The organism is Bradyrhizobium arachidis, assembly GCF_015291705.1.
Taxonomy (GTDB): Bacteria; Pseudomonadota; Alphaproteobacteria; order Rhizobiales; family Xanthobacteraceae; genus Bradyrhizobium; species Bradyrhizobium arachidis.
Genome location: NZ_CP030050.1, coordinates 8,478,735 through 8,503,196, shown reverse-complemented (window position 1 = coordinate 8,503,196; position 24,462 = coordinate 8,478,735). Strand labels below are relative to the sequence as shown.

Sequence of the window (24,462 nt, the reverse complement as noted above, 5' to 3'; positions counted from 1 at the left end):
TGACATGCGATCGACACACAGGCACGGACTGGCATTGGACCGGGGTATGGCATGAAAGACCAGATGACGACGGCGCAATCCACGATGGCGACGCGGCGTTGGCGGACTCCCGGACTTGTTGCGCTCGCGACGATCGCCGCCCTGACCGGGCTGACTGCCAGCGCCGACGCGGCCAAGCAGGCCCGCCAGGTGGCCGAGGCGGTGGCGCCGCGCGAGGCCGGCGAGCCGATCATGGCGATCGTGTCGATCAAGAGCCAGCAGGTCACCTTCTACGATGCGGACGGCTGGATCCTGCGCGCGCCGGTCTCGACCGGCACCACCGGCCGCGAGACGCCGGCCGGCGTCTTCGCCATCATCGAGAAGGACAAGGACCACCATTCGACCATGTATGACGATGCCTGGATGCCGAACATGCAGCGCATCACCTGGAACGGCATCGCGCTGCATGGCGGGCCACTGCCCGGCTATGCCGCCTCGCACGGCTGCGTACGCATGCCCTTCAACTTCGCCGAGGGCCTGTTCGACAAGACCAACATCGGAATGCGGGTGATCATCTCGCCGAACGACGCAGCCCCGGTCGATTTCTCCCACCCCTCGCTGTTCGTGCCGAAGCCGGAGGCCATCGCGGCGGCCCCAGGCCGTATCGGCAAGCTCTCCGCTGAAGCCGAGGAGGCGACGCGCGCTGCCGACGAGACCAAAAAGGCCGCCACCGCAGCGGCGAAAGAGGCGCAATCGCTTCCGGCGACGCTGCGCAAGCTTGAGCAGCAGAAGACCCGCGCCGACGGTGAGAACGCTTATGCCGACAAGCTGATTGCGAATGCCAAGACCGACCAGGCCAAGGCAAAGGCCGAGGAACTGAAGCAGAAGGTGGCTGCCAAGGCTGCCGATGCGGCAACCCAGCTCGATGCCGCCAAGGCCGCCGCGCAGCCGAAGCGCGATGCCGCCGCCGCCACCAAGGAAGCCGCGAAGGTCGCGGCGGCCAGGAAGGCCGATGCCGTCAAGGCGGAACTCGACGCAAAGCTCGCGCTCGAACCGGTCTCGGTCTACATCAGCCGCTCGACGCAGAAACTCTATGTGCGGCGGAACACGCACAAGCCGGCGCCGGACGGCGGCGGCGAGGTGTTCGACACCAGCATCGAGGTCCCCGTCACGATCCGCAATCCCGACCAGCCGCTCGGCACGCACATCTTCACGTCGATGGCGAGGAACGGCACCGGCCTGCGCTGGAGCGTGGTCACGATCGACGACGGCGACAATGCCAAAAACGCGCTCGACCGCATCACCATCCCGCAGGAGGTGTGGGATCGCATCGGGCCGACCGCATTGCCGCGCTCGTCGATCATCATCTCGGACGAGCCGCTGAGCAGCGAGACCAACTACCGCACCGAGTTCGTCGCGGTGCTGAGCAACCATCCGCAGGGCGGCTTCATCACGCGCAAGCCGACCGCGCCGCCGATGGCCGTTGCCAGCGATGACGGCTACTGGGACAATGGCGGCAACGGCGGCAACGGTTTCGGCTTCTTCTTCCAGCAGCCGAACCCGCAGCCCGTCAATCCGCGTCGCCGCGGCCAGTATCAATATTATCAGCCGGCGCAGCCGATGCCGCGGAGCTTCTGGTAGCAGAGCGCTCTAAAGCATGATCCTGAAAAGTGCGAAGCTGTTTTCCGGAAAGATCATGCGTAAACGACAACCTGAAGCGCGATGATGAATTCATCCAAATCTCATCGCGCTTTAGGGTGACCCCGTCGACATGCCCTGCAGCTGTCGAAGCGGATTGAGCGGGCCGAGCGGGATCAGCTCGAAGCGCATGAGATGAGCTTCGCCCAAGGGCAGCTTTTCGAGCATGTCGTGAGCAGCCGCGACATCCGTGACGTTCAGGATGAACGCGACGCCGACGCGATCTTGCAGCGAGTACCACTGGTCGATCTTGCCCTCGAGATAGAGCTTCACCGTCTCCCGCACTTCCTTCGGCAGGATCGCGCGCGCGGCGGCGGCATCGGCGCCGGGGTTGATCGTGCCGATCGCAAGAATTCGGGTGGTTGGTGTCGGCGGTGTCGGTGACTGCGCGCGTCCCGGGACCGCGGATGCCAGGCAGAGGATCAAAGTCACCAAGACGGCAGCGAGCGTAGGCTTCATTCGTATTCTCCTTGCCCTGAGGTTTACGCTGTTCAACCACATAGAGTGCGTGCTGCATCGCCGCCGCGCGGCGGCGATGCAGGCTCGAATGTCAGGCGCAGGTCCGGCGCGTGGTCACTTGCCTTGATTCACTTGCCCTGGATCAGAAGACCCAGCGGCGCGAGCGGGCCGACCGGCATCAGCTCGTAGGTGCAGAAACCGTCGGTCACGAGTGGCAGTGCCTCCACGGTCGCCTTGGCCTGTTCGAGGGACTCGACGTTCATCAGGAAGACCACGCCGGGCTTGTCTTGGCGAAACCAGAACTGCTCGATCTTCCCGTCGAGATAATGCTTCAACGTAGCCGGCACTTCCCGCAGCATGATCTGCTGCCGCTGCTCCGGCGTCGGCGCTTTGGTGATGTTGCCGATGGCGATGATTTTCATGGGGCTCTCCTTTTGGATTGGTGCTCGTCAAGGGGCGGCGTCCAGTCCGAAGGCTCCGCAAAGAGGGGCGAAAACGCCATCTTTGGAGGCATTTACGCCATCGATAATCGTGCCGATCGTCCGCAAAAACGTTGTTTTCTCAGATTGCTACGACTATCTCTCGCTCGCGGTGTGGGCTTCGGACCGAGCGCCGATGGGGACCAAGCTAAGCCGCCCTCCGCATCAGCGGTATTGTCGTAAACGACAACTTTGAGAGCATTTCCGCCATGCACATCGCGTTGCTCGCCCTCGAGGGATTTTGGGACACCGGGCTGACCGTGACGCTCGATGCATTCACGATCGCCAACAATTTCGCGGCCGCCCAGGCGGGTGGTGCGCCCCATTTCGACGTGTCGATCGTCGGCGTGCGGAGAAAAGTCCGCTCCGGGCAGGGCTTTGCGCTCCCCGTCAAACCCGTGACGCCCGACCTGAAGCCGGACTGGGTCATCGTACCGGCGTTGAATACAAGTCGGCCGGAACAGTTGATTCCGGCGCTTGACCGCCGCGACGTCAGGCAGGCGGTGGAGCAGCTCCAGTCCTGGTACGCCAATGGCGCGCGCATCGCCGCGTCCTGCATCGGGACGTTCGTGCTTGCGGAGGCGGGGCTGCTCGATGGACAGGGAGCGACGACCACCTGGTGGCTGTCACCGCTGTTCCGTCAGCGCTATCCGAACGTCAGGCTCGATGAGAAACGCATGCTGGTGACGTCGGATCGCGTCGTCACGGCGGGCGCTGCCATGGGGCATCTCGATCTCGCGCTGTGGTTCATACGTCAGGCCAGTCCCGAGCTTGCCGCCGTGGTGTCGCGTTATTTGCTGGCCGACCTGCGCTCCCTGCAGGCGCCGTTCATCATTCCCAATCATCTGGCGCAGGCCGATCCGCTCATCCAGCGATTCGAACGCTGGGCCCGCGAGCATCTGAAGCAGGGTTTTTCGTTGCAGGAGGCCGCAAGCGCACTTGCGACCAGCGCGCGAACCTTGCAGCGCCGCTGCGAGGCGGTGCTCGGCAAGTCTCCGCTGTCCTACTTCCAGGACCTCAGGGTCGAGCGCGCGCAGTCGCTGCTCCATGGCAGCAGTCTCGATGTCGATGCGATCGCCGCCGAGGTCGGTTACGAGGATGGCGCGACGCTCCGGACGCTGTTGCGGGAGCGCCTCGGACGCGGCGTGCGCGAGCTTCGTGCGAACCTGCGCTGACGGTCCGCGCCTACGTCCGCGCTTCGATCACGATCGCCTGGATCTTGCCGTCAACCGCGCCGGAGCCGTGGCGCGACCGGAGTTCTGCGGCAACGAGATCCGTCGCGGCCTGCAGCTTGCTCGCATCCCTGGCCTCGATCTCGCTTCGCAGCGGCGTGCCCTGGCAGAGCGCGGTCGCGGCATATTCCGCCGACGGCGCGCGGCCGGTTTCAGTTCGCGTTTCGATCGAGATGTCGCGAAAGCCGGCACGCTCGAGGTCGGATCTGATGAGCGCCTTGTCGTGATAGCCGTGCGGCGTTCGGCTCATGAAACGGGGCGGGTCGTCGGGAAACATCCTGGCGAGCGCGGCCGTTGCTTCGTCGCTGAGCACATTGTCCTCGATGCGGTCCCACACGTTGAACACGAACGTGCCGTCGTCCTTCAGCACGCGCTTCACTTCGCCGTAGGCCTTGACGCGGTCCGGAAAGAACATCGCGCCGAACTGGCAGCAGACCACGTCGAACTCGGCATCGCCAAAGGGCAGCGCCATGCCGTCCGCCTGGCGCCAGGTGATGCGGTCATCGTCGCCTTGCCGCTTCGCCGCGACCGCGAGCATCAGCTCGTTCAGATCGGTCGCGACATAACGGATGCCGCGCGGCAGCGCCGCCGCGACTGCGCGCGTGACCGCACCGGTGCCCGCGGCGATCTCGAGCAGCACGGAGGGCGAGCGCGCCGCGACGCGTCTTGCGATGTCCTCCGCATAGACGGAGAAGATCATCGGGACCAGATATTCGTCGTAGATTTTTGGAATCGATCCGGCAAAAACCTTGTCAGTGCTGGACATGCTTGCCTCGCTGAAGGTTCGGACACGAGGCTGATGTACCACAGATTGCGCTCTACCGCGCCAGCAGCGAGGTGACCCCGCCGGCGAAAGCGCCTACGATCTTGCTACGACCTCGCGGATCGGCCGCGTACCGTCCCAGCTCAACGCCGCCTGCCGGACTTTTTCGAAGAACGGCCCTTTGGTGCCGCTGATGTCGGAGATCTCGATGATCGTTCCCGGATGGGCCTGCGTGTCGAAATAGGCAAAGTGTCCCTTGTCGCCGCCGATCTGACCCTCGTGGCCGATCCTGTAGCCGAGCCCGATCGCCTTGTCGTAGAGCGACTGATAGTCGTGACTCCAGTAGGACATGTGCTGGAGGCCTTCGTGGCCGGCGTCGAGGAATTCCTTGTAGAGCGAGGGCGCGTCGTTGCGCTGCTGGATCAGCTCGATCTGGAGATCGCCTGAGTTCGCCAGCGCAATGCTCATCTCCACCGCGGAATCCTGGCCGCGATGGCGGAACCAGTCGGTCTTGACGCGGTCCATGTAGTACCAGGGACCGACGCCCATCACCTCGATCCAGTGCTTCATCGCGGCCTGGATGTCCCGCACCACATATCCGTTCTGGCGCACCGCGCCAAAGATGCGGCTCATGCCCGCGCTCCTGTTCTCAACCTAGTCACTCTAGGCTATCGCATGTGACAGCGGGAGGCCGCTGGACGAGCGGGGCCTGCATGGTTCGAGACGCCCGCCTTGCGGGCTCCTCACCATGAGGGTCTGATATCCCGCCGCACAACGGGACCTCATCCTGAGGAGACCGCGTAGCGGTCGTCTCGAAGGATGGCCGCACGCGAGTCTCCCGTCACGTTTGTCTTCACATGCAATAGCTTTGCTATTCACTTCACCTCGATGCCGGCGTCCTTGGCAACCTGCTTCCAGGCCGCGATGTCGCGGGCGTTGATGTCGCGCTGTTCGTCGCCGGGCACGAATTGCGGCGTGATGCCGAGGCCCAAGAGCTTCTCCTTCACCTCGGCATCGCCGAGCGCGTCCTTGAGCGCCGCCGACAGCTTCGCGGCGATCGGCGGCGCAAGGCGCGCGGGCGCATACATCGCCCACGACAGGCTGCGGTCGAACGGTACGCCTTGCTCCTGGTAGGTTGCAACATCCGGCAGGCTCGGCGAGCGCTCGCCGCAGGCGGCCAGTGCCTTGATCGAGCCGTCCTTCACCAGCGGCGTTGCGGTCGCCATGTCGAGCGTCGCCAGCGAGATATGACCGCCGAGCAAATCGCCGGCGAGCTTGGCGATGCCGTTGAACGGCACGTGCTCCATCTTGATGCCGGTCTGCTGCATCAGGATCTCCGCGCAAAATTGCCCGGTCGATCCGATCCCCCAGCTACCGTACTGGATCGGCTCGCCCTTCTTCGCAAGGGCAATCAGCCCCTTGATGTCGTTGGCGGCAAAGTCCTTGGCCGCCACCAGCATGATCGAGGACGTACCGATGCGGCCGATGGTCGTAAAGTCCTTGATCGAATCGTAGGGCAGCTTTGGATAGATCGCCGGCGCCAGCACGTGCGTGGTCATGCCGCCGACGGTGATGGTGTAGCCGTCATTCGCTGATGTCGCGACCATCTGCGTGCCGAGCGTGCCGGCAGCACCGGTGTGGTTCTCGATATAGATGCTCTGCCCGAGCGTCTTGCCCATCTTGTCGGCGAGCAGCCGGCCGATCACGTCGCCGCCACCGCCGGCCGCGTAAGGCAGCAGCATGCGGATCTTGCGGGTGGGGTAGGCGGCAGGGTCTTCGGCATGCGACGGCAACGTCGCCGACAGCAATGCGAGAAACGAAAGCGTGACGGTGCGCAGCATCATAATGGCATTCCCTAATCCTCGAAACGAAATCTGTAGGCATCGCCGTGCCTGATCACACGGCCCGCGGTCGGGGCCGGAAAATGGCCGGTGAGCAGATAGCTCGGCGTGTCCGCAAGCTCTTCGAGCAGCGCCATCCGCGTCGCGACCGCGGCAGCCGGATCGACATCGGCGGCGTTCGACAGCCACGGCGCCGCGCACTGGATCGGATGATGGATGACGTCGCCGGACATCACCGCGTGATCATGGCCGCCATTGAGATGGATCTGCATATTGCCGGCGGTGTGGCCCGGCGCCGGCGCGAAGCGCAGGGCGGCGTCGCGATCCCCAAACAGGCGATGATCGGTCTCGACCAGCTCGGCAAGGCCTGCGGCGACCACCGGCAGCACGGAATCCTCGAACGAGCCATGGTTCACCGGGCTCTTCGGCGCGGCATTGTGCGCGGCCTCGAAATGCCGGTACTCCTCGCGGCCAATCAGGTAGCGCGCATTGGGGAAGGTCGGCACCCAGCGCCCGTCGAGGAGGCGCGTGTTCCAGCCGACGTGATCGACATGCAGATGCGTGCACATCACGAAGTCGACCTCTCCGGGCTTCACGCCCAGCGCCTGCATGTTCTCCAGGTAAGGCTGGTTCAGATTGTTCCACGCCGGCACGCGGGGCCGGTGCTTGTGATTGCCGCAGCAGGTGTCGACGATGGCGGTCCAGCGCGGCGTGCGCACGAGATAGGAGTGATGGCTGAGGATGAAGCGGCCGGTCTCCGGCTCGATATAGCGGTGGTCGAGCCAACTCCGGTTCTCGGCGATCACCTCGTCGGTGACGTTGGCGAACAGCCATGTCTTGTCGAAGGCGAGCGAAGGGATCTCGCTGACGAGATCCACCCGCATGCTGCCGATTGTCACCTGCCGCATCGGCTCAATTCTTCAGGAGGTCGCCGAACGGCACCCAGCGCGAGCCGTCGAAACGGATCAGCTGCAGGCTCGTCATCGGTGTATAGCGCTCCGGCGAGTTGTTCACGGCGGTGCCGTTGATCAGCATCGGCAGGTGCACGTCCTTGAGTGACGTCGCCTGCTTCATCACATTGGCGCGGGTGAGGTCGTTGCCGGAGGCCTTCAGCACCGTCACCAGCGTCTGGGCGATGGTGTAGCCATAGACATTGAGCCAGTCGCTCTTGTTGGCGTCCGGCAGGTACTTGTCCATGAACGCCAGCCATTCCCTGTAGCCGGGGTCATCCTTGTTTGCCGGATCGGTCGCGTCCTTCAGGTACTGGCTGGAGATGACACCGGTGGCATTGTCCTTGCCGGCCGGCTCCAGCACGCCGCTGATCGAGGCGGAGACGTTGGAGATGATGGTCGTGGGCTTCCAGCCGATCTCGCCGATCTTGCGGATCGCCTGCGCCGCAAATTTCGGCGTCGCCGCCACCAGCACCACATCGGCGCCCGCGGTCTTCAGTTGCAGGATCTGGGTGTCGACCGTCGGTGCCGAGGTCTCGTAAGCCGCGCGCGCGACGATGGCCTCGCCGCCGCCGAGCCCTTCTTCCAGCGCCTTCAGATAGTCCTTGCCGAGATCGTCGTTCTGGTAGAGCACGCCGATCTTCGCAGTGGCGTGGCTCGCCTTGATGTATCTGGCGTAGGCGATCGCCTCGTCGCGATAGGTCGGCTGCCAGCCGACGGTCCAGGGGAAATTCTTCGGGTCGTCCCACTTCGCCGCGCCCGAGCCGAGGAAGAGCTGCGGCACCTTGCGGTCGTTGAGATATTTGTGCACGGCGCTGTTGGTCGGCGTGCCGACGCCGCCGAAGATCAGCAGCACCTCGTCGCTCTCGACTAGCTTGCGCGTCTGCTCCACCGTCTTCGGCGGGCTGTAGGCATCATCCGCAATGATCATCTGGATGCGCCGCCCGTTGACGCCGCCGTCGTCGTTCACCTTGCGGAAATAGGCTTCGGCGGATTTTGCGATCTGGGCGAAGGCCGACACCGGGCCGCTCAGCGGTGCGGTGGTGCCGATCTTGATGGTCTTGTCGTCGGCGCCGGGATCGTATTTCGCGGTTTGAGCAGACGCGGTGCTGGCCGCGAGCAGCGGCAACAGGATGCAGGCCGCGGACAAGCGAAGGCGGGCAAAGCGCGCCATGACGTCGTCTCCCCAAATTTGCTCTCCGCCTCTCATTGGTGCGGAGTTGAAACGCGAGAACAGCGCCCGAAGTAGACTTGCGGGCCGCGACCGTTGCCGCCAGACTGGCGAAACGAACGATCGTTCGCACGGTTGACTAGCGAACGATCGTTCGTTAGTCAAGCCGTCATGGCTGTCCACACCTCCAGCGCGGCGGAAGCGGCTGCGCCCACGACCCGCGAGCGCATCCTGTCTGAAGCGCTGAATTTGTTCGCGCAGAGCGGCTATGGCGGCGCCTCGATGCGCGAGCTCGCCCGCCGCGTCGGCATCCGCGAGAGCAGCCTCTACAATCATTTTTCGGGCAAGGCCGCGATCCTGGAAGCGATCGTCAGCGAGCACGGCCCCGCAAGCTCAGCGAGCCGGCTGGAGGAGCCGCGCTACAAGCAGCTCGCGCGCCAGCCCGCTGCGTTCTGCCGGCAGTTCGCGCTCGACCTCGTCGAGCAATGGTCCGACCCGCGCGAGCACCAGTTCCAGAAGGTGATCACCGCCGAACGCAACCGCGTGCCCGGCATCCGCGCCAAATTCGCCGATCATTTCTACGCGCGCGAGCAGAGCATGATGACGGACTATTTTCGCGGCTTTGCGCTCGCCGGCCTGGTCTCGACCACCGATCCGCGCGAGACCGCACGGCTGTTCGCGGCCGGTCTCATCTACATCCGCCTCGAGCACTACGTGATGGGCGCAGCGCCGTCGCCGCGGTCGAAGGTGATCGAGGCGATCGACCGCTATCTCGCCTTCTTCCTGTCGCTGATTTCGGCGGACGGTGGCAACGACGACAACAAGAAACGAAAAACAAAGGGAGAGGCGCGTGGCAAGGCTGCCCCTGATTGATCCGGAGACGACGAGCGGCGACATCCGCGCCTCGTTCGACCGCATGCCGGTCAAGCTCAACATCTTCCGCATGATGGCCCATGCCGAGGCCAACATGATCCCGGCAATGCGGCTCGGCAATTCGATCCTGCACAAGCAGAAGCTCAGCGCGGTCAACCGCGAACTGCTGATCCTCCAGGCCGCGCAGCTCGAAGGCGGCGCCTATGAATGGCGCCAGCACGTGCCGATCGCGCTCGGCGTCGGCTGTACGCAGGCGCAGGTCGATGCGGTCGAGCGGAGCGACTACGACGCGGCCGCATTGAACGAGGCCGAGCGCGTGCTGCTGAAGTTTGGCCGCGAGGTGGTCGAGAATGTCCGCGTGCCCGAAGCGACCTTCGCGGCTGCTCGCGCGCATTTCAGTGACCAGGAGATCGTCGAAGCCATCGTCGCGCTCGGCTTCTACATGATGATGGCGCGGCTCACCGAGGCCACCGAAACCGATCTCGATCCCGCGGCCGGCATGAAGGTCTATGACGGCGGCAAGAAATAGGCGGCTGGGATGAGCGAGACCGAGAGCAAGCCGGAGCGCTACGTTCGTCCGCCGAGCGCGGAGTCGTTGGGCGAAGCGCCGGGCAGAGGCCGCCTGAAGAGCCGCCGCATCCTGATCGTCGGTGGCGGCCAGCGAGTGTTCGACGCGGCCACGGATCCGATCGGCAACGGCCGCGCCATGAGCATTCTGTGCGCGCGCGAGGGCGCGAAAGTCGCGGTTGCCGACCTCAACCGCACCTCCGCGCAGCAGACCGTCAAGCACATCACCGATGAAGGCGGCGAGGGCTTTGCCATCACGGCCGACGTCACGAGCGAAGCCGACGTGACGCGGATGATCGAGGAAGCGCACCGCGCCATGGGCGGCCTCGACGGCATGGTGCTGAACATCGGCACCTTCGGCAAAACGGGGCTCGATAATGTCAGCCCAGAGGAGTGGAACAGGATCTACGACGTCAACGTCCGCGGTCCCATGCTGTGCTGCCGCGCCGCGATGCCCAAGTTCGACAACGGCGGCTCGGTCGTCTTCATCTCCTCCATCGCCGCGCTGAAGGCGGGATCGCAGATGGCGGTCTACGATTCATCCAAAGCAGCGCTCGGCGGCCTCATGCGCAACATCGCCCATCTCGGCGCGCGCCGCGGCATCCGCGCCAATCTCGTCTATCCCGGCCTCGTTGACACCCCCAACGGCCGCGAAGCCGGCGCCGGGCGCCCCAACCGCGGCAAGGGCCACGTCCCGTTCGGCCGTCAGGCGACTGCCTGGGAGATCGCCTACGCCGTGCTGTTCTTCCTGTCGGACGAAAGCGTCTACGTCACCGCGCAGACGCTCGCGGTGGATAGCGGCCTGAGCGGGATGTAGCTCTTATCGTCATGGCCGGGCTTGACCCGGCCATCCACGACTTATTCGCAGCACCAAGAACGTGGATGCCCGGGTCAAGCCCGGGCATGACGAATTTCAATCGTCGCCACAATCACCCGACCTCATCCCGAGGTGCTCACCTTGCGATGCACCCGCATCGCAAGGTGAAGCCTCGAAGGATGGGCCACAGGCGCGCTCGCAGCCCATCCTTCGAGGCGCGCAAAAGCGCGCACCTCAAGATGACGTCGCTGGGTGTAGGTGCCGCGCCACCCCAGATTCACATTGCGCCTGCTAGCCATTCCCTCTAATTGTCTTGGACGAATGACCAAAGAAAATGGTCGCGTGACGAGGACGGGAAGCGCAGGCATGTCGCAGGATGGTTTTGGACTGGCAGGTGTGATCGGCATGCCGGTCGCGCACTCGCGCTCGCCGGTCATTCACAATTACTGGCTGAAGGCCCACGGCATCCGCGGCAGCTATGTGCCGCTCGCGGTCAAGCCGGAGCGGCTCGGGGATGCGCTCGATGGGCTGATTGCGCTCGGCTTCCGCGGCTGCAACGTCACCATGCCGCACAAGCAGACGGCGATGCCGCTGCTCGCCCGCGTCAACGAAACGGCAAAGCGCATCGGCGCGGTCAACACCATCGTGGTCGAGCAGGACGGCACGCTGTCCGGGTTCAACAATGACGGCAACGGCTTTGTGCAGAGCCTGCGCGATGCCAGGGCGGACTGGCGCGGCGATGCCGGGCCGATCCTGCTGCTGGGCGCGGGCGGCGCCTCGCGCGCGGTGGTCGTGGCACTGCTGGAGAACGGCGCGCGCGAGATCCGCATCGCCAATCGCACGGCCGAGAAGGCGGAGGCGATCGCCAGGGAATTCGGCGCCGCCGTCAGCACCATTGCGTGGGATGATCGCGCCGCCGCGCTCGGCGATGTCGCACTGCTCGTCAACTGCACCGACCGCGGCATGGTCGGCAAGAGCGCGCTCGAGATCGACCTGTCGCGCCTGAATCCTACGACACTCACCGCCGATCTCATTTACACCCCGCTCGAGACGCCGTTCCTGGCCGAGGCCCGCGCGCGCGGCTGCGTCACCGTGAACGGGCTCGGCCTCTTGCTCAACCAGGCCCGGCTCGCCTTCAAGGCCTGGTTCGGTGTCATGCCCGACGTGACGCCCGAGCTGATCAAGGCGATCGAGGCAACGTTCTAACCTGCGTGCCGGGGAGTTTTGCGCCATGACACTGCCGGCGTTCCCCAGGATCGATTGCCACATCCACGCCATCGATCCCGTCCGCTTTCCCTATTCGGACGACACGCCGTACCGGCCGAGCGGGCAGGAGATCGCACCCGCGGCGCAGCTTCTCCGCGTGTTCGATGCCTTTGATGTCAGGCACGCGCTGGTCGTCGCCACCAACACCGGCTACGGCAGCGACAGCCGCATCCTGCTCGACACCTTGAAGCAGGGCGGCGGCCGCTTCAAAGGCGTCGCCGTCGTCGAGAACGACGTCGATATCAAGGAGCTCGAACGGTTGAAGGCCGCCGGCGTCATCGGCATCGCCTTCAACGTGCCGTTCCACGGCGCCGACTATTATCTCAAGGCCGCGCCGCTGCTGGAGAAGTTGGTCAGCCTCGACCTGTTTCTTCAGATCCAGGTCGAGCACGACCAGTTGCTCGCCTTGCTGCCGCTCATTGAAAAGTCGAATGTGCGCCTGGTGTTCGACCATTGCGGGCGGCCCTCGGTCGCGCAAGGGTCACAAGGCAAGGCCTTCCAGACGCTGCTGGCGATCGGCCGCGAGCGCGACGCGCATGTGAAGCTGTCGGGCTATTACAAGTTCTCGCAGCTGCCGCATCCCTATGAGGACACCTGGCCGTTTATCGCTGCACTGGTCGAGGCCTTCACCCTCGACCGCTGCGTCTGGGGATCGGACTATCCGTTCCTGCGCGCAACCGAACGGCTCGATTACGGCCCGCTGCTCGCGGTGCTGCCAAGACTGTTTCCGGACGCGAGCGACCAGCATCGCCTGCTGTGGCGAACGCCGGCGAAACTGCTCGGCTTCGACGGATCATAAAAAGAAGGCGAAGGGGAGGAGAACATCATGAGGAATCTTTTAGGGACATTCGCCGTCGCGATCGCGGCGGCGCTGGGCACCGGTGCCGCGCAGGCACAGAGCACGGTCTACATCCCCGACGTCATCGAGCTCTCCGGCCCCGGCGCGGTCTCCGGCACCAACTGGCGCGACGGCGTCGCGCTCGCGATCGACGAGATCAACAATGCGGGCGGCATTCTCGGCCGCAAGATCCAGACCGAGCATTTGGACACCCAGAGCAATCCCGGCATCTCGCGCGCGCAGGTGCAGAAGGTCCTCGACAAGGACCCTTACATCGTGCTCGGGCCGATCTATTCCGGCTCGGTCAAGGTCAACATGGCGCTGACGCAACAAGCCGAGATCCCGCAGATCGTCGGTGCCGAGGCCGCCGACATCACCACGCAGGGCAACCCCTGGGTGTTCCGCACCGCTTTCGGCCAGCAATTCTCGATGCCGAAGATCGCCAACTATCTGCACGACAGGCTCAAGGTGAAGTCGGTGGCGCTGGTCTGGGTCAACAATGACTTCGGCAAGGGCGGCCGCGACAACTTTTTGAAGGAGATGAAGGCGCGCAATGTCGAGGTCGCGGCCGATATCTCGACCGAGCAGGGCCAGGTCGATTTCGGCTCCGACGTCATCAAGCTGAAGGGCGCCAAGGCGGATGCCGTGTTCGTCTACACCAACGAGGAGGAGAGCGCGCGCTTCCTGATCGAGGCCAAGCGGCAGGGTCTGTCGACGCCGCTGTTCGGCGAGACCACGCTGCTGAGCCAGAAGGTGGTCGAGCTCGCCGGTCCCGCCGCCAACGGCGTGCGCGGCCATGTCGGCCTGTCCGCCGACGCGCCGGTGCCGGCGATCGAGGAGTTCACCAAGAAATTCACCGAGCGCTTCAAATACCGGCCCGACCACAACGGCATCAAGGGCTACACCGCTGTCTATCTCGTCAAATACGTCACCGAGAAGATCGGCAAGTTCGACAGAAAGGCCTTTGGCGCTGCAATGAAGGGCCTGACGCTGACGCCCGACAAGGCGCCGGGCATGCTGATGGAGGCAAGCTGGGACCAGAACGGCGACATCGACCGCGCCAGCTTCCTCGCCGAGATCGTCGACGGCAAGCAGAAGATCGTCGAGACCCTGCCGAAGCTGAAGGGCGGGAAGGAGTGAGCCGCGCCCCGCACCTCGCGTGAATTCAGCGTGAAAGACCACCAAGCCACGTCTTGCCAGGGAGTCCATCCCGCGCGATAATGCCCCGCATATTGAAGCCTGAAGTTGAGCTACGCCGGTTAGCCGGCGATTGATTTCGTCAGAACCATCTGTTTTCCGGAGCGGTCATGCGCCAGCTGAAGGTGGACGGAAAGCCGCATGATGTGAATGTCGAGGGCGACATGCCGCTGTTGTGGTGGCTGCGCGACGAGCTCGGCAAAACCGGCCCGAAATATGGCTGCGGCATTGCGATGTGCGGCGCCTGCACGGTGCATGTCGGTGGCCGGCCGGTGCGGTCGTGCTCGCTCAGGGTCGGCGACGTCAAGGACGACGCCGAGATCACCACGATCGCCGGGCTGGACACGCAGGCCTTTCACGCGGTGCAGGCGGCGTGGATCGAGCATCAGGTGGCGCAATGCGGCTATTGCCAGCCCGGGCAGATCATGGCCGCGGCCGCCCTGCTGCAGGCCAGGCTGGTCGAAGGCAATCCGCCGCTCGCCGAAAAAGATTTCGACGTGACGGTCGATCACGTGATGTCGGCCAATCTGTGCCGCTGCGGCACCTACACGCGCATCCGCGCGGCGATCAGGACCGCTGCCGCTCGGCTGCAAGGACAAAAGTCGTGAAGCGCGCGCGCGGTACGATCTCGCGGCGCCTTGCACTGCTCGGAGCGGCCGGCGTGGCGGGCGGCCTCGTGTTCGGCTTCTACTATACCGAGCCATTCCGCGTGAACCGGCGCCTCACGAACGGCCTCAAAAAGGGCGAGCACATGCTGACGCCCTATGTGCGGATCGACCAGAGCGGCGTCACCCTCATCACGCCGCGCGCCGATCTCGGCCAAGGCGCCTATTCGGTGCAGGCGGCGCTGCTTGCCGAGGAGCTGGACATCGCCTGGAACGACATCAAGGTCGATCCGGGCGCGCCGAGCTCGGTCTACGCCAACACCACGGTCGTCCGGGAGGGCGTGCCGTTCTCGGTGCTCGGGCATTTCAATTCCGTTGCGGAGATCATTGGCCAGGGTGCCGGCAAGATCCTGGGTCTCGAACTGACGGGTGGCTCTTCCACCGTCGCCGACGCTTGTCAGAAGCTGCGTGTGGCCGGCGCGACCGCGCGCGAGGTGCTGCTGCTTGCGGCCGAGAAACAGACCGGCGTAGCGAGGAGCAAGCTCGTGACACGGGACAGCGCGGTGATCCTGCCGGACGGAAGCGCGCTCAGCTACGCGTCTCTCGCGGAGACGGCGGCGACGATCGAGGTGCCGTCCGGCATCGTACCGAAGGATCCGAAGGATTGGCGCTATCTTGGCAAGCCCACGCAGCGGATCGACATGATGGCCAAGTGCATGGGCACCGCGACCTTCGGTATCGACATCCGCCTGCCCGGCATGGTCTACGCCACGGTCTGCACCAATCCGCGCCTCGGCGGCGTCCTGCGCAGCTATGACGATTCGAAGGCCCTGAAGGCGAGGGGCGTGCTGAAGATCGTGCCGGTCAAGGGCGGCGTCGGCGTCATCGCCGACAACACCTGGCGCGCGTTCGAGGCCGCGAGGCAGATCGAATGCCGTTGGGGTAACGCGCCCTATCCGGCCAGCAGCGCGGCGATGTTCGATGCGGTGCGGGCGTCCTTCGTCCCGGAGTGCCGCCTGATCATCTCCAGGAACGACGGCAACGTCGATGCTGCTTTCGCCGCCGTCAAGCCGATCGAGGCCGAATACCGCGTGCCCTATCTCGCCCACGCCCCGCTCGAGCCGATGAATGCCGTGGTCCAGCTCAGGGACGGTCGCCTCGACATCTGGACGGGGACGCAGATTCCGGCGTTCCTGGTCAAGACCGCGCGGGAGATGACCGGGCTGCCGGAAGACGACATTCACGTTCACGCGCAGCTCTGCGGCGGCAGCTTCGGCCGCCGCCTCGAGGACGATTATGTGCGCCAGAGCATTGAGCTCGCGATGGCCTATCAGGGGCCGCCAATCAAGATGACATGGACGCGCGAGGAGGACATGACCCACGACCTCCCGCGGCCGCTCGCCGTCGCGCGCATGCGCGGGACGGTGAAGAATCGCCAGGTCGAGGCCTATGATCTCGCCATCGCCGCGCCGTCCGTGAACGCCTCGCAATTCAGCCGGCTGAACCTGCCGTTTCCTTTGCCCGATGCGGCGATCGTGGCGGGCGCCTGGGATCAGCCGTTCGCGATTCCGAATTACCGTGTGAGAGGCTATCGCGTGCCAGAGCTGGTGCCGGTCAGCTCCTGGCGCTCGGTCGGTGCCTCCGGCAACGCCTTCATGCACGAGTGCTTCCTCGACGAGCTGATCCATGCCGCGGGCGCTGATCCGCTGGAGGAGCGGCTGCGGCTGTGCGCGAACAATCCTGTGTACGAGCCATCCTACAAAGTGCTGAAGGCCGTCGGCGAGATGTCGAACTGGGGCAGCAATCCCGGCGCCAACCGCGCCCGCGGGCTCGCCTTCACGCTGTCCTTCGGCGTGCCCGTCGCCGAAGTGGTCGAGGTCGAGAAGGTTGGCGATGCCATCGCGATCAGGCGCGTCTTCGTCGCCGCCGAAGTCGGCAAGGTGCTCGACCCCGACAATCTGAAGAACCAGGTCGAGGGCGCCGTGATCTGGGCGCTCGGCCACGCCATGAATGCCGAGCTGACCTATGAGGACGGCCAGGCGATGCAGACGAACTACCACCAATATGAAGGCATGCGCCTCTATCAGGCGCCGCAGATCGAGGTCAGGCCGCTGGAAAACACCGGCCTCGAACACATCCGCGGCATCGGCGAGCCGGCCGTTCCGCCGGCTGCGCCCGCGCTCGCCAACGCCATCTTCGCCGCGACCAATAACCGGGCGTACGAGCTGCCGCTGATCAGGCATCCGAACATCAGGTTCGTCTGAGGGGAGGGGCCGATGATCCGCTATGCGCTCGCCATCCTGCTCGTTGCGGGTCCCGCGCAGGCGCTGGCCGAGGAGTCCGCGCCCGGCCTCGCGCTTTGGGGCAAGATCCACGAGGTCTTCTCGCACCCGCGCTGCGCCAATTGTCACGTCGGACCCGATCGTGTGCCGATGTGGTCCGGGCCTGAATACGGAGCCACGCCGCGGCCGCACGGCATGCGCATCAGTGCCGAAGGCGGCGACGACGGCATCAACTATCTCGCCTGCACGACGTGCCACTCGAAGCAAAACTCTTCGACGCCGCACGGTCCGCCGGGGGCCACGAGCCCAAAGGGCGAGGCGGAGTGGCAGCTCGCGCCGGTCAAGATGCAGTGGTTCGGCAAGTCGAGTGCCGAGATCTGCAAGCAATTCAAGGACCCCGAGAGCAACGGCCATCGCGAGACGATCGCCAAGCTCATTGATCACGTCACGACCGAGCCTCTGGTGCGCTGGGCATGGACGGTGGAGCGGGAGCGACGGCCGCCTTATTCGGCGGAGCAGCTCGGCAAGCTCATCGAGGAGTGGGGCAGCGCAGGCGCGCCTTGTCCGTAGAGCGAGTTGCGCCTATAGCGGGTTGAGAGTTTCACCGCGCATGGTGCGCGGATGACATCGGCTTACCCGCTTTTCCAAGACAGCTTCACCCCATGAAAACCACGCTGCTGACCTCCGAAGACTATACCCGCTCGCCCTGGAAGAACGGCGGCGGCATCTTCACCGACATCGCGGGGGCGCACCGCACCGACGCGCCGGTGAAGGATTGGAGCAGCCTGCTGTGGCGCTTCGCCTCGACGCCGATCGTGGCGCCCGGTCCCTTCTCCTACATGCCCGGCATCGACCGCTTGCAGATGGTGGTCGCCGGACGCGGCCTGGTGCTGAAAGCACCGGGGCAGGAGTTCGACGAGCGTGAACCCTTCACGACCGTGCGCTTCGCCGGTGAGCTCGAGATCGTCACCGCGCTCGAGGCAGGGCCCGTCGAAGTCGTCAATCTGATGGCGCGGCGCGGTGCGGCGGAGATCGCGCTTGTGGCGCTCAGGGAACCCGGCGAACGCGAGCTTGCCGCCGGCACGCATCTGGTTTACGCGGTTTCCGGCGATTGCGGCATTCGCCTCAATAGCGAGGATTTTGTCATCCCCGGCGGTTGCACGCTGAAGGTCGAGCTGACCGGGGCGGCCGGGCTGGCCTTCGTGTCGGGACTTGCGGTGCTGGCGTCGATCCAGCTCGTCGGCTGAACGGCCAGCCCCCGGCCGCTGCGTACAATCTACGCAACTGGCCAGGTTGACGCCGCGTCGCCGGAGCACGATATCTGCCCTGATGCAGGATCGCCGCGAAGGGCAGGATATGAGCGCGCCAGACACAAAACCCTCCGCCACGCTGTCCGACGGCGTCGTCGACTGGCTGATCAACGGCACGCGCGACCAGCGCTTTATCGACAACATCTTCGCCGAGATGTGCATCCGCCTGCAGCAGGCGGGCATTCCGCTCAAGCGGGCGACGATGCACGTCCGGATCCAGCATCCGCAATGGCTCGGCGCCGGCTTCCTGTGGTCGGACGGCATGCGTGAGGCGACGATCACGCGGGTGGACTTCGACGTCGTCGAGCGATCCGAGTTCATCGGTAGCCCCATCAATGAAATGATCGACGGCGCGACCGAGCTACGCGAAAGGCTCGAGGGCGATCCGTCGCTCGGCCGCAAGCATGCGATCTATGACGAGATGCGCGCGAAGGGCCTGACCGATTATGTCGTCTGGCCGCTCCATCACACCCTTGGCAAGCGACATTTCGTCACCTTCGCGACCGACCGGCCCGGCGGATTCGACGACGCGCATGTCGCGGCCTTGAAGAATGTGTTGCCGGTGCTGGCGCTGGTCAGCGAGATCCGCATCAAGAACCGCCTGGCGCGAACGCTGCTCGAGACCTATGTCGGTTCCCATGCCGGCGAGCTGATCCTTGCCGGTGCCACCAGGCGCGGCACCGGCACCACGGTGCGCGCCGCGATCATGATCTGCGACTTGCGGGATTTCACCAAGATCTCCGACAATTGGCCGCGCGACGACGTCATCGACCTCCTCAACGATTATTTCGACGCGATGTCCGAGCCGATCGCCAAGCACGGCGGCGAGATCCTGAAATTCATCGGCGACGGCCTGCTCGCGATCTTCCCGCTCAGCCAGCCTGGTGCCTGCGCCAACCTGCTGCATGCCGTCAACGAAGCCCGCGACGCCATGGCCGCGCTGAACGCGCGCAACAACGGCACCGGCCGCGCGCCGCTGAACTACGGTATCGGCGTCCATGTCGGCGATGTCATGTACGGCAATATCGGATCAATGAGCCGGCTCGACTTCACCGTGATCGGCCCCGCCGTCAACATGGCCTCGCGCCTGGAAGCGCTGACCAAGCAGATCGGGCGAAGCGTGCTGCTCTCGCGCGACTTCGCCGAGCTGGTCCAGCCGAAATTCGAGCTGGAGCGCGTCGGCAAATACGAGGTGCGCGGCTTCAGCGATCCGATCGAGCTGTTCGCGTTTCCCGGCTGACACGCGCGAGGTCGGGCCGGTCCTCGTTCACTTATCTTCATGTTCGGTCAGGGCCGGCTTGAATGCCTGCGCCCGCGATCAGGCCTGCCTTGTCGCGGCATTTTCCGAGATCGAACGAAAATCCGGACGCCGGGCGTTTTCTGCTCTGCCGGTTGCGCAAACGCACGCTTGCACGGCTCGCCCTTCATCAGCGAGGCGGCACGTCGTGCGGATGGGCAAATGGAGAGGCCCGGTTGAAAGAGATTGCCGCGCAGGACTCCTAAGGTGGTTTCGTTGGCGACATCCGGCGTGACAACAGAGGAGGCTTCAATGCCAACCTGCTCCGAAACCCTTCACAGTCGAACCGGGCGATGCGCAGTCTGCGACGGCAAATTCGGCCTCGTCCGGTACTACGCGTGGCACAGGCCTCTTTGCTCGAAGAGGTGCGTCGAACGTTTCGCGGCGCGCCGTCAGGATGATCGAAACTGGGTGGGCCGTTTCCCGATCGCCTTCGGCAGGCCTGCAGAAAACCCTATGAGGATCCCATGACGCTCCAGATGTCACGACGAGGCAAGGAATATATGGAAACGGCGCAGAGCCTGCTCCGCGCGGCCCGCAGCATGACTGACGATGCGGTTGCGGCACGGCTGAAGATGCTGGCCGAGGATTATCAGCGCCGCGCCGAAAAGGCTTCGACCGCCGATGCAGCGCGGCCGGTGACGCGCTCGGCCGCCAGAAGCGGGTACGACTGGTCGAAGGAGCTCGCGTGAGATGATCCGGATCATTGCCGTGCTCTGTCGTCTTGCCTCTCCGGCGGACTGCCATGAACAGATCGTCACGACCTCGGACTTCGCCGATGTGACGATGCAGTCCTGCCTGATGGGCGCGCCGCAGCTCGCCGAATGGATGGCGCAGCACCCGGCCGAACGCCTGGCCGCCTGGCGCTGCACGATCGGCGGGCGAGGCGACGGCAAGGGAGCCTAGGCTGCGGAGACCCGAGCAGCGTGCCGGCAAGCACCGTTGCCAACGCGGCAATGTCCGATTACGTTTTGGCCCAGGTCAGCCAGACGTTCCTGCGATCGGCCGCATGGTCATGCCAAAATTCCTTCGCATCGGTCTCCATCAGTCGAACGTCTCCGGGTACACGTCGAAGGCGTGGTGTGTCAGGCGCGTCGGCTCGATGATCTTCCTGAAATGGGGCGCGGTGGAGGTGGACGGCGCTGGCAAGGGGCGCAAGGTCTACTGGAGCCGTACGCCGCAGGAGAAGACGGTCCGTTGCGGCAGCGCAGAGCGCGCCCAGGATTACGCGAAATCCGCGATCGCGCGGCGCCGCAGCCATCGCTATGAGCCGCTCAGCGGGTCCATCACGAACCGTCCCCGATCGGCCGCGTCCAGCCCCGAGCTCAAGCAGGCGCTCGCCACCATCCTGATCGTCGACATCGTCGGCTCAACCGCGAAAGCAGCAAAGCTCGGCGATGCCCGCTGGACCAAGGTGATGGGCCACTATTACGCCGCGGTGCGCAAGGAGCTGAAGAGCTCGCGCGGCAAGGAGGTGACGACGACCGGAGACGGCGTGCTCGCGACCTTCAAGGCGCCGGCCGCCGGCATCAATTGCGCGACCGCGATCCAGAGGGCCGTGCGCACGCTGGGCCTCGAGATCAGGGTGGGGCTGCATGCCGGCGAGTACACCATCAGCGGCGGCGAGATGGTCGGTCTCGCCTTCCACATCGGCACGCGCGTCGCGGCCAAGGCGCGCGCCGGCGAAGTCCTGGTGTCGAGCGCGGTCAAGGACCTGATGAAGACGCCGTCCACGATCCGCTTCAGGGATCATGGCAGCCATCAGCTCAAGGGCGTGCCGGAGCGGTGGCGGCTGTACCGGGTGGAGGGCTGAGGGCTGCGCGTGCAGCCAGCCCTTCGTCGTTCGCTACGTCGCGGCTGCGCCACGCGGACGCCAGGTGCTCCAGTTCGCGCCGAACGCTGTCCACGACGCTGGCCCAGTCGTCTCGTTTCGGCTGCCGGAACAGCCGCATCGAGCGGTACCACGGGCTGTCGTCGCGGTGGAGCAGCCAGCGCCAGTCCGGGTTGAAAGGCAGCATGGTCCAGACCGGCGCGCCAAGCGCGCCGGCGAGGTGAGCGACGCTGGTGTCCACCGTAATCACCAGATCGAGACAGCCGATCAGCGCCGCCGTGTCACAAAAATCCGTGAGATGATCCGTGAGGTCGACGATATCAGGACGTTCGTCGAGGAAGGCCTTGTCCCGATCCCGGGGGCCCTTCTGCAAGCTGACGATCTGAACGTCGCAATCGAGGAGGGGAGCAAGCGTCTCGAGTGTGATCGATCGGTCGTGATCGTTCTTGTGCGCCGGATTGCCCGACCAGACGAGACCGACGCGAAAGCGGTCGCGCCCGCCAAGCCGGTCTTCCCACGCTTTCACGCGCGCCACGGGGGGCCCAGGAAGGTACGGCTCCGGGCTCGGGATCGTATCGAGCCGTGTCTTGAGCGCCAACGGCAGGGTTCCCAGGGGACAGTGGAGGTCGAACGGCAGCGACGCCGCGGACGGTCGGCCGACACACATTGCGACCCCGGAGACCTCGGCCAGCAGCTGCTGGATCGGAGCCTGGACCTCCAGGATGACCCGTGCTCCGAGCGCGGCCACCATGGGGACATAGCGCGCAAACTGGATTGCGTCGCCGAATCCCTCGTCGGCATGAAGCAATATGGTCTTGCCTTCGATCGGTTGGTCGCCAAGCCAAACAGGTTGGGAAAAACCACGATTGAGCAAACCGACAGGAAGTTTCCAGCGCGCTTCGCGTCCAAGCCAGCCTTGCTCGAAGTCCCCCGTCAGCAACTGTAGTGTCGCAAGATTGTAGGTCGCCACCGCATTGCCCGGGTCGACCGTCAGCGATCTGCCAAAGGTCGCGAAAGCTTCATCCAGCAATTGCAGATTCAGCAATACCAAGGCCCGGTTGGAAAGGGCTCCGGAAAAAGCCGGTTGAAGCTCGAGCGCCCGATCGAAACACGCCAAGGCCTGGTCCATTCGGCCGAGCTTCACATGAAGCACGCCAAATTTGTTGTGCGTGTCCGCCAGGCTGGGGTCGAGCGCAATGGACATCTCGTAGGCGGCCTCCGCTTCCTCGAACCGCTTCATCTCCTGGAGGCAATCGCCGCGAATTTGATGCAGGAGTGCGAAATTTGGGTCCGGCTTCCCGGCTACATCAAGGCATTCGAGCGCTTCCGCATACCGTCCGAGACTGAACAACAGGCGTCCGCAGCTGTTCGCCGCTTCCAGATATTGCGGATACAGCTGTAATGCCCGCTGGAAGTGCAGCACAGCCTCGTCCGTGCGCCCGTGTTGCCGGTGCATATGGCCGAGGTAGTTCGCGACGACTGCATCCAGCGGTTTGGCGATCGGGGCCTTGCTCTGGAGTTGCCGTGCTCCCGACCGCCATTCGGAAACCAGCCCATCGAGCTCGCGTCGAACGCAGTCCACGACGCTGGCCCAGTCGTCCCGCTTCGGCTGTCGGAACAGCCGCATCGACCGGTACCACGGGCTGTCGTCGCGATGGAGCAACCAGCGCCAGTCCGGGTTGAAGGGCAGCATAGTCCAGACCGGCGCGCCCAGCGCGCCGGCGAGGTGAGCGACGCTGGTGTCGACTGCGATCACCAGGTCGAGACAGCCGATCAGCGCCGCGGTTTCGCTGAAATCCGTGAGATGATCCGTCAGGTCAACGATATCACCGCGTTCGGCGAGGAAGGCCCGGTCCTGATCCCGGACGCCTTTTTGCAGCGAGACGAACTGGACGTCGCAGTCGAGCAGGGGCGCGAGCGTGTTGAACGCGATCGATCGATTGTGATCGTTGTTGTGATCCGGATTGCCCGACCAGACGAGGCCGACGCGGAGGCGATCGCGGGCGCCAAGCCGGTCTTCCCACGCCCTCACCCGCGCCGCCGGCGGGGCAGGAAGGTAACCGTCCGCGAACGGAACCGTGTCGAGCCGCGTTGCGAGCGCCAGCGGCAGGCTTCCAAGCGGACAGTGCAGGTCGAACGCGGTCGAAGCCGCGGCCGATCGGCCGATACATGCTGCGACACCGCTGATGCCTTGCAGAAGCGGCTGGATCGGCGGCGGCACCTCCAGGATGACCTGAGCCCCGAGTGCGGCCACCATCGGCGCATAGCGCGCGAACTGGATCGAATCGCCGAATCCCTCGTCGGCATGCAGCAGCATGGTCTTGCCTGCGATCGGCGTGTCACCAAGCCAGAGCGGTGCGGAAAAGCCGCGATCGACGAGGCCGAGCGAGGCTTTCCAGCGCGCCTCGCGTCCCAACAGGCCCCGCTCGAAATCTCCGGTCAGCATCTGGAGCAGCGCGAGATGCCAGATCGTGTGCGCATTGACCGGATCGGCCGAAAGCGCCGCGCCGAGTGCCGCGAAAGCTTCGTCCAGCAATTGCATGCTCCACAGCGCCCGCGCCTTTTCGGTCAGCGCTGCGGGGAAATTCGGACGAAGCGCGATTGCGCGATCGATGCAGGCAAAGGCCTGCTCCATTCGGCCCAGCCGCGAATGAAGAGTGCCGAGGTTCTTGTGCGTCTCCGCCTCGAGGGGGGCGAGCGCAATCGACCGCTCGAAATCGGCCTGCGCCTCCGCGAACCGGCCCAGCCGCTGCAGGCAAAGCCCGCGCGTCTGATACAGCGGCGCGATGCCAGGATTGTGCCGCTCGAACAGGTCGAAGCATTCCAGCGCTTCGGCGTAGCGGCCGAGATGAAACAGCGATTGGCCCTGCTTCAAGGCCTCAAAGTACTGCGGCAAGGCTCGTGGTGCGACCGTTTTGGACTGTTGCTTGGCCGCAGCCCGGCGCTCTTGGCGATTCATGTGGTGACCAGAAGGAACCAGGTAAAAATTGCTGACCGCGCTATGTGC

24 protein-coding genes are annotated in these 24,462 nt (G+C 64.9%); 16 read left to right on the top strand and 8 right to left on the bottom strand.

What is annotated here, in order from left to right:
- Window positions 1–51: 51 nt before the first annotated feature.
- A complete protein-coding gene (locus WN72_RS40105) occupies window positions 52–1,620 on the top strand; it encodes a L,D-transpeptidase (RefSeq protein ID WP_092217631.1) in 1,569 nt (522 codons plus the stop codon).
- A gap of 111 nt (window positions 1,621–1,731) precedes the next feature.
- Here WN72_RS40105 and WN72_RS40100 read toward each other — a convergent pair whose 3' ends face one another.
- Both WN72_RS40100 and WN72_RS40095 read right to left on the bottom strand, forming a co-directional pair.
- Window positions 1,732–2,136, bottom strand: a complete 405-nt coding sequence (locus WN72_RS40100; RefSeq protein ID WP_027562596.1) for a hypothetical protein — start codon at window positions 2,134–2,136, stop codon at window positions 1,732–1,734.
- 128 nt (window positions 2,137–2,264) lie between these two features.
- Entirely contained in the window at window positions 2,265–2,558 is a 294-nt protein-coding gene (locus WN72_RS40095; protein WP_092217632.1) for a hypothetical protein, read from the bottom strand.
- A 266-nt stretch (window positions 2,559–2,824) separates the two neighbouring features.
- Here WN72_RS40095 and WN72_RS40090 point away from each other — a divergent pair, with 266 nt between their 5' ends.
- Window positions 2,825–3,790: a GlxA family transcriptional regulator gene (locus tag WN72_RS40090; protein ID WP_092217633.1), complete on the top strand. Its 966-nt coding sequence runs from the start codon at window positions 2,825–2,827 to the stop codon at window positions 3,788–3,790.
- 10 nt (window positions 3,791–3,800) lie between these two features.
- On the opposite strand, the gene WN72_RS40085 is transcribed toward WN72_RS40090, so the two are convergent.
- The 5 genes from WN72_RS40085 to WN72_RS40065 all read right to left on the bottom strand — a co-directional run bounded on the left by WN72_RS40085 (window position 3,801) and on the right by WN72_RS40065 (window position 8,575).
- Window positions 3,801–4,613, bottom strand: coding sequence for a class I SAM-dependent methyltransferase (locus tag WN72_RS40085; protein ID WP_092217634.1), 813 nt, complete (start codon window positions 4,611–4,613; stop codon window positions 3,801–3,803).
- A gap of 93 nt (window positions 4,614–4,706) precedes the next feature.
- Entirely contained in the window at window positions 4,707–5,243 is a 537-nt protein-coding gene (locus WN72_RS40080; RefSeq protein WP_092217635.1) for a VOC family protein, read from the bottom strand.
- 242 nt (window positions 5,244–5,485) lie between these two features.
- Entirely contained in the window at window positions 5,486–6,454 is a 969-nt protein-coding gene (locus WN72_RS40075) for a Bug family tripartite tricarboxylate transporter substrate binding protein (protein ID WP_167380983.1), read from the bottom strand.
- Window positions 6,455–6,465: 11 nt separating this feature from the next.
- Window positions 6,466–7,359: an MBL fold metallo-hydrolase gene (locus tag WN72_RS40070; RefSeq protein ID WP_092217636.1), complete on the bottom strand. Its 894-nt coding sequence runs from the start codon at window positions 7,357–7,359 to the stop codon at window positions 6,466–6,468.
- A 4-nt stretch (window positions 7,360–7,363) separates the two neighbouring features.
- A complete protein-coding gene (locus tag WN72_RS40065; RefSeq protein ID WP_027562603.1) occupies window positions 7,364–8,575 on the bottom strand; it encodes an ABC transporter substrate-binding protein in 1,212 nt (403 codons plus the stop codon).
- Between the two features lie 168 nt (window positions 8,576–8,743).
- On the opposite strand from WN72_RS40065, the gene WN72_RS40060 reads away from it, so the two are divergent.
- From WN72_RS40060 to WN72_RS39995, 14 genes are all read left to right on the top strand, one after another.
- On the top strand, window positions 8,744–9,445 hold the full coding sequence (locus WN72_RS40060; protein ID WP_027562698.1) for a TetR/AcrR family transcriptional regulator: 702 nt from the start codon (window positions 8,744–8,746) through the stop codon (window positions 9,443–9,445).
- Window positions 9,423–9,974: a carboxymuconolactone decarboxylase family protein gene (locus WN72_RS40055; RefSeq protein WP_027562604.1), complete on the top strand. Its 552-nt coding sequence runs from the start codon at window positions 9,423–9,425 to the stop codon at window positions 9,972–9,974. Before WN72_RS40060 ends, WN72_RS40055 begins: the two co-directional genes overlap by 23 nt.
- Before the next feature lie 9 nt (window positions 9,975–9,983).
- The gene (locus WN72_RS40050; protein WP_027562605.1) at window positions 9,984–10,829 is read left to right on the top strand and encodes an SDR family NAD(P)-dependent oxidoreductase; all 846 of its coding nucleotides are present in this window, start codon (window positions 9,984–9,986) and stop codon (window positions 10,827–10,829) included.
- A 366-nt stretch (window positions 10,830–11,195) separates the two neighbouring features.
- Entirely contained in the window at window positions 11,196–12,035 is an 840-nt protein-coding gene (locus WN72_RS40045) for a shikimate dehydrogenase (protein ID WP_092217704.1), read from the top strand.
- Between the two features lie 25 nt (window positions 12,036–12,060).
- Window positions 12,061–12,894 carry an amidohydrolase family protein gene (locus WN72_RS40040; RefSeq protein ID WP_092217637.1) on the top strand — a complete coding sequence of 278 codons (834 nt, stop codon included), beginning with the start codon at window positions 12,061–12,063 and terminating at the stop codon, window positions 12,892–12,894.
- A 27-nt stretch (window positions 12,895–12,921) separates the two neighbouring features.
- Entirely contained in the window at window positions 12,922–14,073 is a 1,152-nt protein-coding gene (locus tag WN72_RS40035; RefSeq protein ID WP_092217638.1) for an ABC transporter substrate-binding protein, read from the top strand.
- 167 nt (window positions 14,074–14,240) lie between these two features.
- A complete protein-coding gene (locus WN72_RS40030; protein WP_092217639.1) occupies window positions 14,241–14,738 on the top strand; it encodes a (2Fe-2S)-binding protein in 498 nt (165 codons plus the stop codon).
- A complete protein-coding gene (locus tag WN72_RS40025) occupies window positions 14,735–16,999 on the top strand; it encodes a xanthine dehydrogenase family protein molybdopterin-binding subunit (RefSeq protein WP_092217640.1) in 2,265 nt (754 codons plus the stop codon). Before WN72_RS40030 ends, WN72_RS40025 begins: the two co-directional genes overlap by 4 nt.
- Window positions 17,000–17,011: 12 nt before the next feature.
- On the top strand, window positions 17,012–17,587 hold the full coding sequence (locus tag WN72_RS40020; protein WP_092217641.1) for a hypothetical protein: 576 nt from the start codon (window positions 17,012–17,014) through the stop codon (window positions 17,585–17,587).
- A gap of 92 nt (window positions 17,588–17,679) precedes the next feature.
- Window positions 17,680–18,264: a HutD/Ves family protein gene (locus tag WN72_RS40015; RefSeq protein ID WP_092217642.1), complete on the top strand. Its 585-nt coding sequence runs from the start codon at window positions 17,680–17,682 to the stop codon at window positions 18,262–18,264.
- 109 nt (window positions 18,265–18,373) lie between these two features.
- Window positions 18,374–19,567 (top strand): adenylate/guanylate cyclase domain-containing protein, encoded by a 1,194-nt coding sequence (locus WN72_RS40010; RefSeq protein ID WP_027562613.1) that lies wholly within the window; start codon window positions 18,374–18,376, stop codon window positions 19,565–19,567.
- 524 nt (window positions 19,568–20,091) lie between these two features.
- Window positions 20,092–20,316 (top strand): hypothetical protein, encoded by a 225-nt coding sequence (locus WN72_RS40005; protein ID WP_051378372.1) that lies wholly within the window; start codon window positions 20,092–20,094, stop codon window positions 20,314–20,316.
- 1 nt (window position 20,317) lies between these two features.
- Window positions 20,318–20,530 carry a hypothetical protein gene (locus tag WN72_RS40000; protein WP_027562614.1) on the top strand — a complete coding sequence of 71 codons (213 nt, stop codon included), beginning with the start codon at window positions 20,318–20,320 and terminating at the stop codon, window positions 20,528–20,530.
- A gap of 109 nt (window positions 20,531–20,639) precedes the next feature.
- Complete coding sequence (locus tag WN72_RS39995) at window positions 20,640–21,437, top strand: adenylate/guanylate cyclase domain-containing protein (protein ID WP_027562615.1); 798 nt, start codon at window positions 20,640–20,642, stop codon at window positions 21,435–21,437.
- Here WN72_RS39995 and WN72_RS39990 read toward each other — a convergent pair.
- Window positions 21,391–24,414, bottom strand: a complete 3,024-nt coding sequence (locus tag WN72_RS39990; RefSeq protein ID WP_092217644.1) for a tetratricopeptide repeat protein — start codon at window positions 24,412–24,414, stop codon at window positions 21,391–21,393. The two genes, WN72_RS39995 and WN72_RS39990, sit on opposite strands and share 47 nt — an antisense overlap.
- Window positions 24,415–24,462 lie beyond the last annotated feature (48 nt).

Bases quoted from the DNA above. Each gene is read 5' to 3' on its own strand.
- WN72_RS40100 (WP_027562596.1), bottom strand. From the start codon at position 2,136: ATGAAGCCTACGCTCGCTGCCGTCTTGGTGACTTTGATCCTCTGCCTG.
- WN72_RS40020 (WP_092217641.1), top strand. From the start codon at position 17,012: ATGATCCGCTATGCGCTCGCCATCCTGCTCGTTGCGGGTCCCGCGCAG.
- WN72_RS39995 (WP_027562615.1), top strand. From the start codon at position 20,640: ATGCCAAAATTCCTTCGCATCGGTCTCCATCAGTCGAACGTCTCCGGG.
- WN72_RS40010 (WP_027562613.1), top strand. From the start codon at position 18,374: ATGAGCGCGCCAGACACAAAACCCTCCGCCACGCTGTCCGACGGCGTC.
- WN72_RS40105 (WP_092217631.1), top strand. From the start codon at position 52: ATGAAAGACCAGATGACGACGGCGCAATCCACGATGGCGACGCGGCGT.
- WN72_RS40015 (WP_092217642.1), top strand. From the start codon at position 17,680: ATGAAAACCACGCTGCTGACCTCCGAAGACTATACCCGCTCGCCCTGG.
- WN72_RS40080 (WP_092217635.1), bottom strand. From the start codon at position 5,243: ATGAGCCGCATCTTTGGCGCGGTGCGCCAGAACGGATATGTGGTGCGG.
- WN72_RS40095 (WP_092217632.1), bottom strand. From the start codon at position 2,558: ATGAAAATCATCGCCATCGGCAACATCACCAAAGCGCCGACGCCGGAG.
- WN72_RS40050 (WP_027562605.1), top strand. From the start codon at position 9,984: ATGAGCGAGACCGAGAGCAAGCCGGAGCGCTACGTTCGTCCGCCGAGC.
- WN72_RS40005 (WP_051378372.1), top strand. From the start codon at position 20,092: ATGACGCTCCAGATGTCACGACGAGGCAAGGAATATATGGAAACGGCG.
- WN72_RS40085 (WP_092217634.1), bottom strand. From the start codon at position 4,613: ATGTCCAGCACTGACAAGGTTTTTGCCGGATCGATTCCAAAAATCTAC.
- WN72_RS40040 (WP_092217637.1), top strand. From the start codon at position 12,061: ATGACACTGCCGGCGTTCCCCAGGATCGATTGCCACATCCACGCCATC.
- WN72_RS40065 (WP_027562603.1), bottom strand. From the start codon at position 8,575: ATGGCGCGCTTTGCCCGCCTTCGCTTGTCCGCGGCCTGCATCCTGTTG.
- WN72_RS40075 (WP_167380983.1), bottom strand. From the start codon at position 6,454: ATGATGCTGCGCACCGTCACGCTTTCGTTTCTCGCATTGCTGTCGGCG.
- WN72_RS40070 (WP_092217636.1), bottom strand. From the start codon at position 7,359: ATGCGGCAGGTGACAATCGGCAGCATGCGGGTGGATCTCGTCAGCGAG.
- WN72_RS40045 (WP_092217704.1), top strand. From the start codon at position 11,196: ATGTCGCAGGATGGTTTTGGACTGGCAGGTGTGATCGGCATGCCGGTC.
- WN72_RS39990 (WP_092217644.1), bottom strand. From the start codon at position 24,414: ATGAATCGCCAAGAGCGCCGGGCTGCGGCCAAGCAACAGTCCAAAACG.
- WN72_RS40060 (WP_027562698.1), top strand. From the start codon at position 8,744: ATGGCTGTCCACACCTCCAGCGCGGCGGAAGCGGCTGCGCCCACGACC.
- WN72_RS40000 (WP_027562614.1), top strand. From the start codon at position 20,318: ATGATCCGGATCATTGCCGTGCTCTGTCGTCTTGCCTCTCCGGCGGAC.
- WN72_RS40035 (WP_092217638.1), top strand. From the start codon at position 12,922: ATGAGGAATCTTTTAGGGACATTCGCCGTCGCGATCGCGGCGGCGCTG.
- WN72_RS40030 (WP_092217639.1), top strand. From the start codon at position 14,241: ATGCGCCAGCTGAAGGTGGACGGAAAGCCGCATGATGTGAATGTCGAG.
- WN72_RS40090 (WP_092217633.1), top strand. From the start codon at position 2,825: ATGCACATCGCGTTGCTCGCCCTCGAGGGATTTTGGGACACCGGGCTG.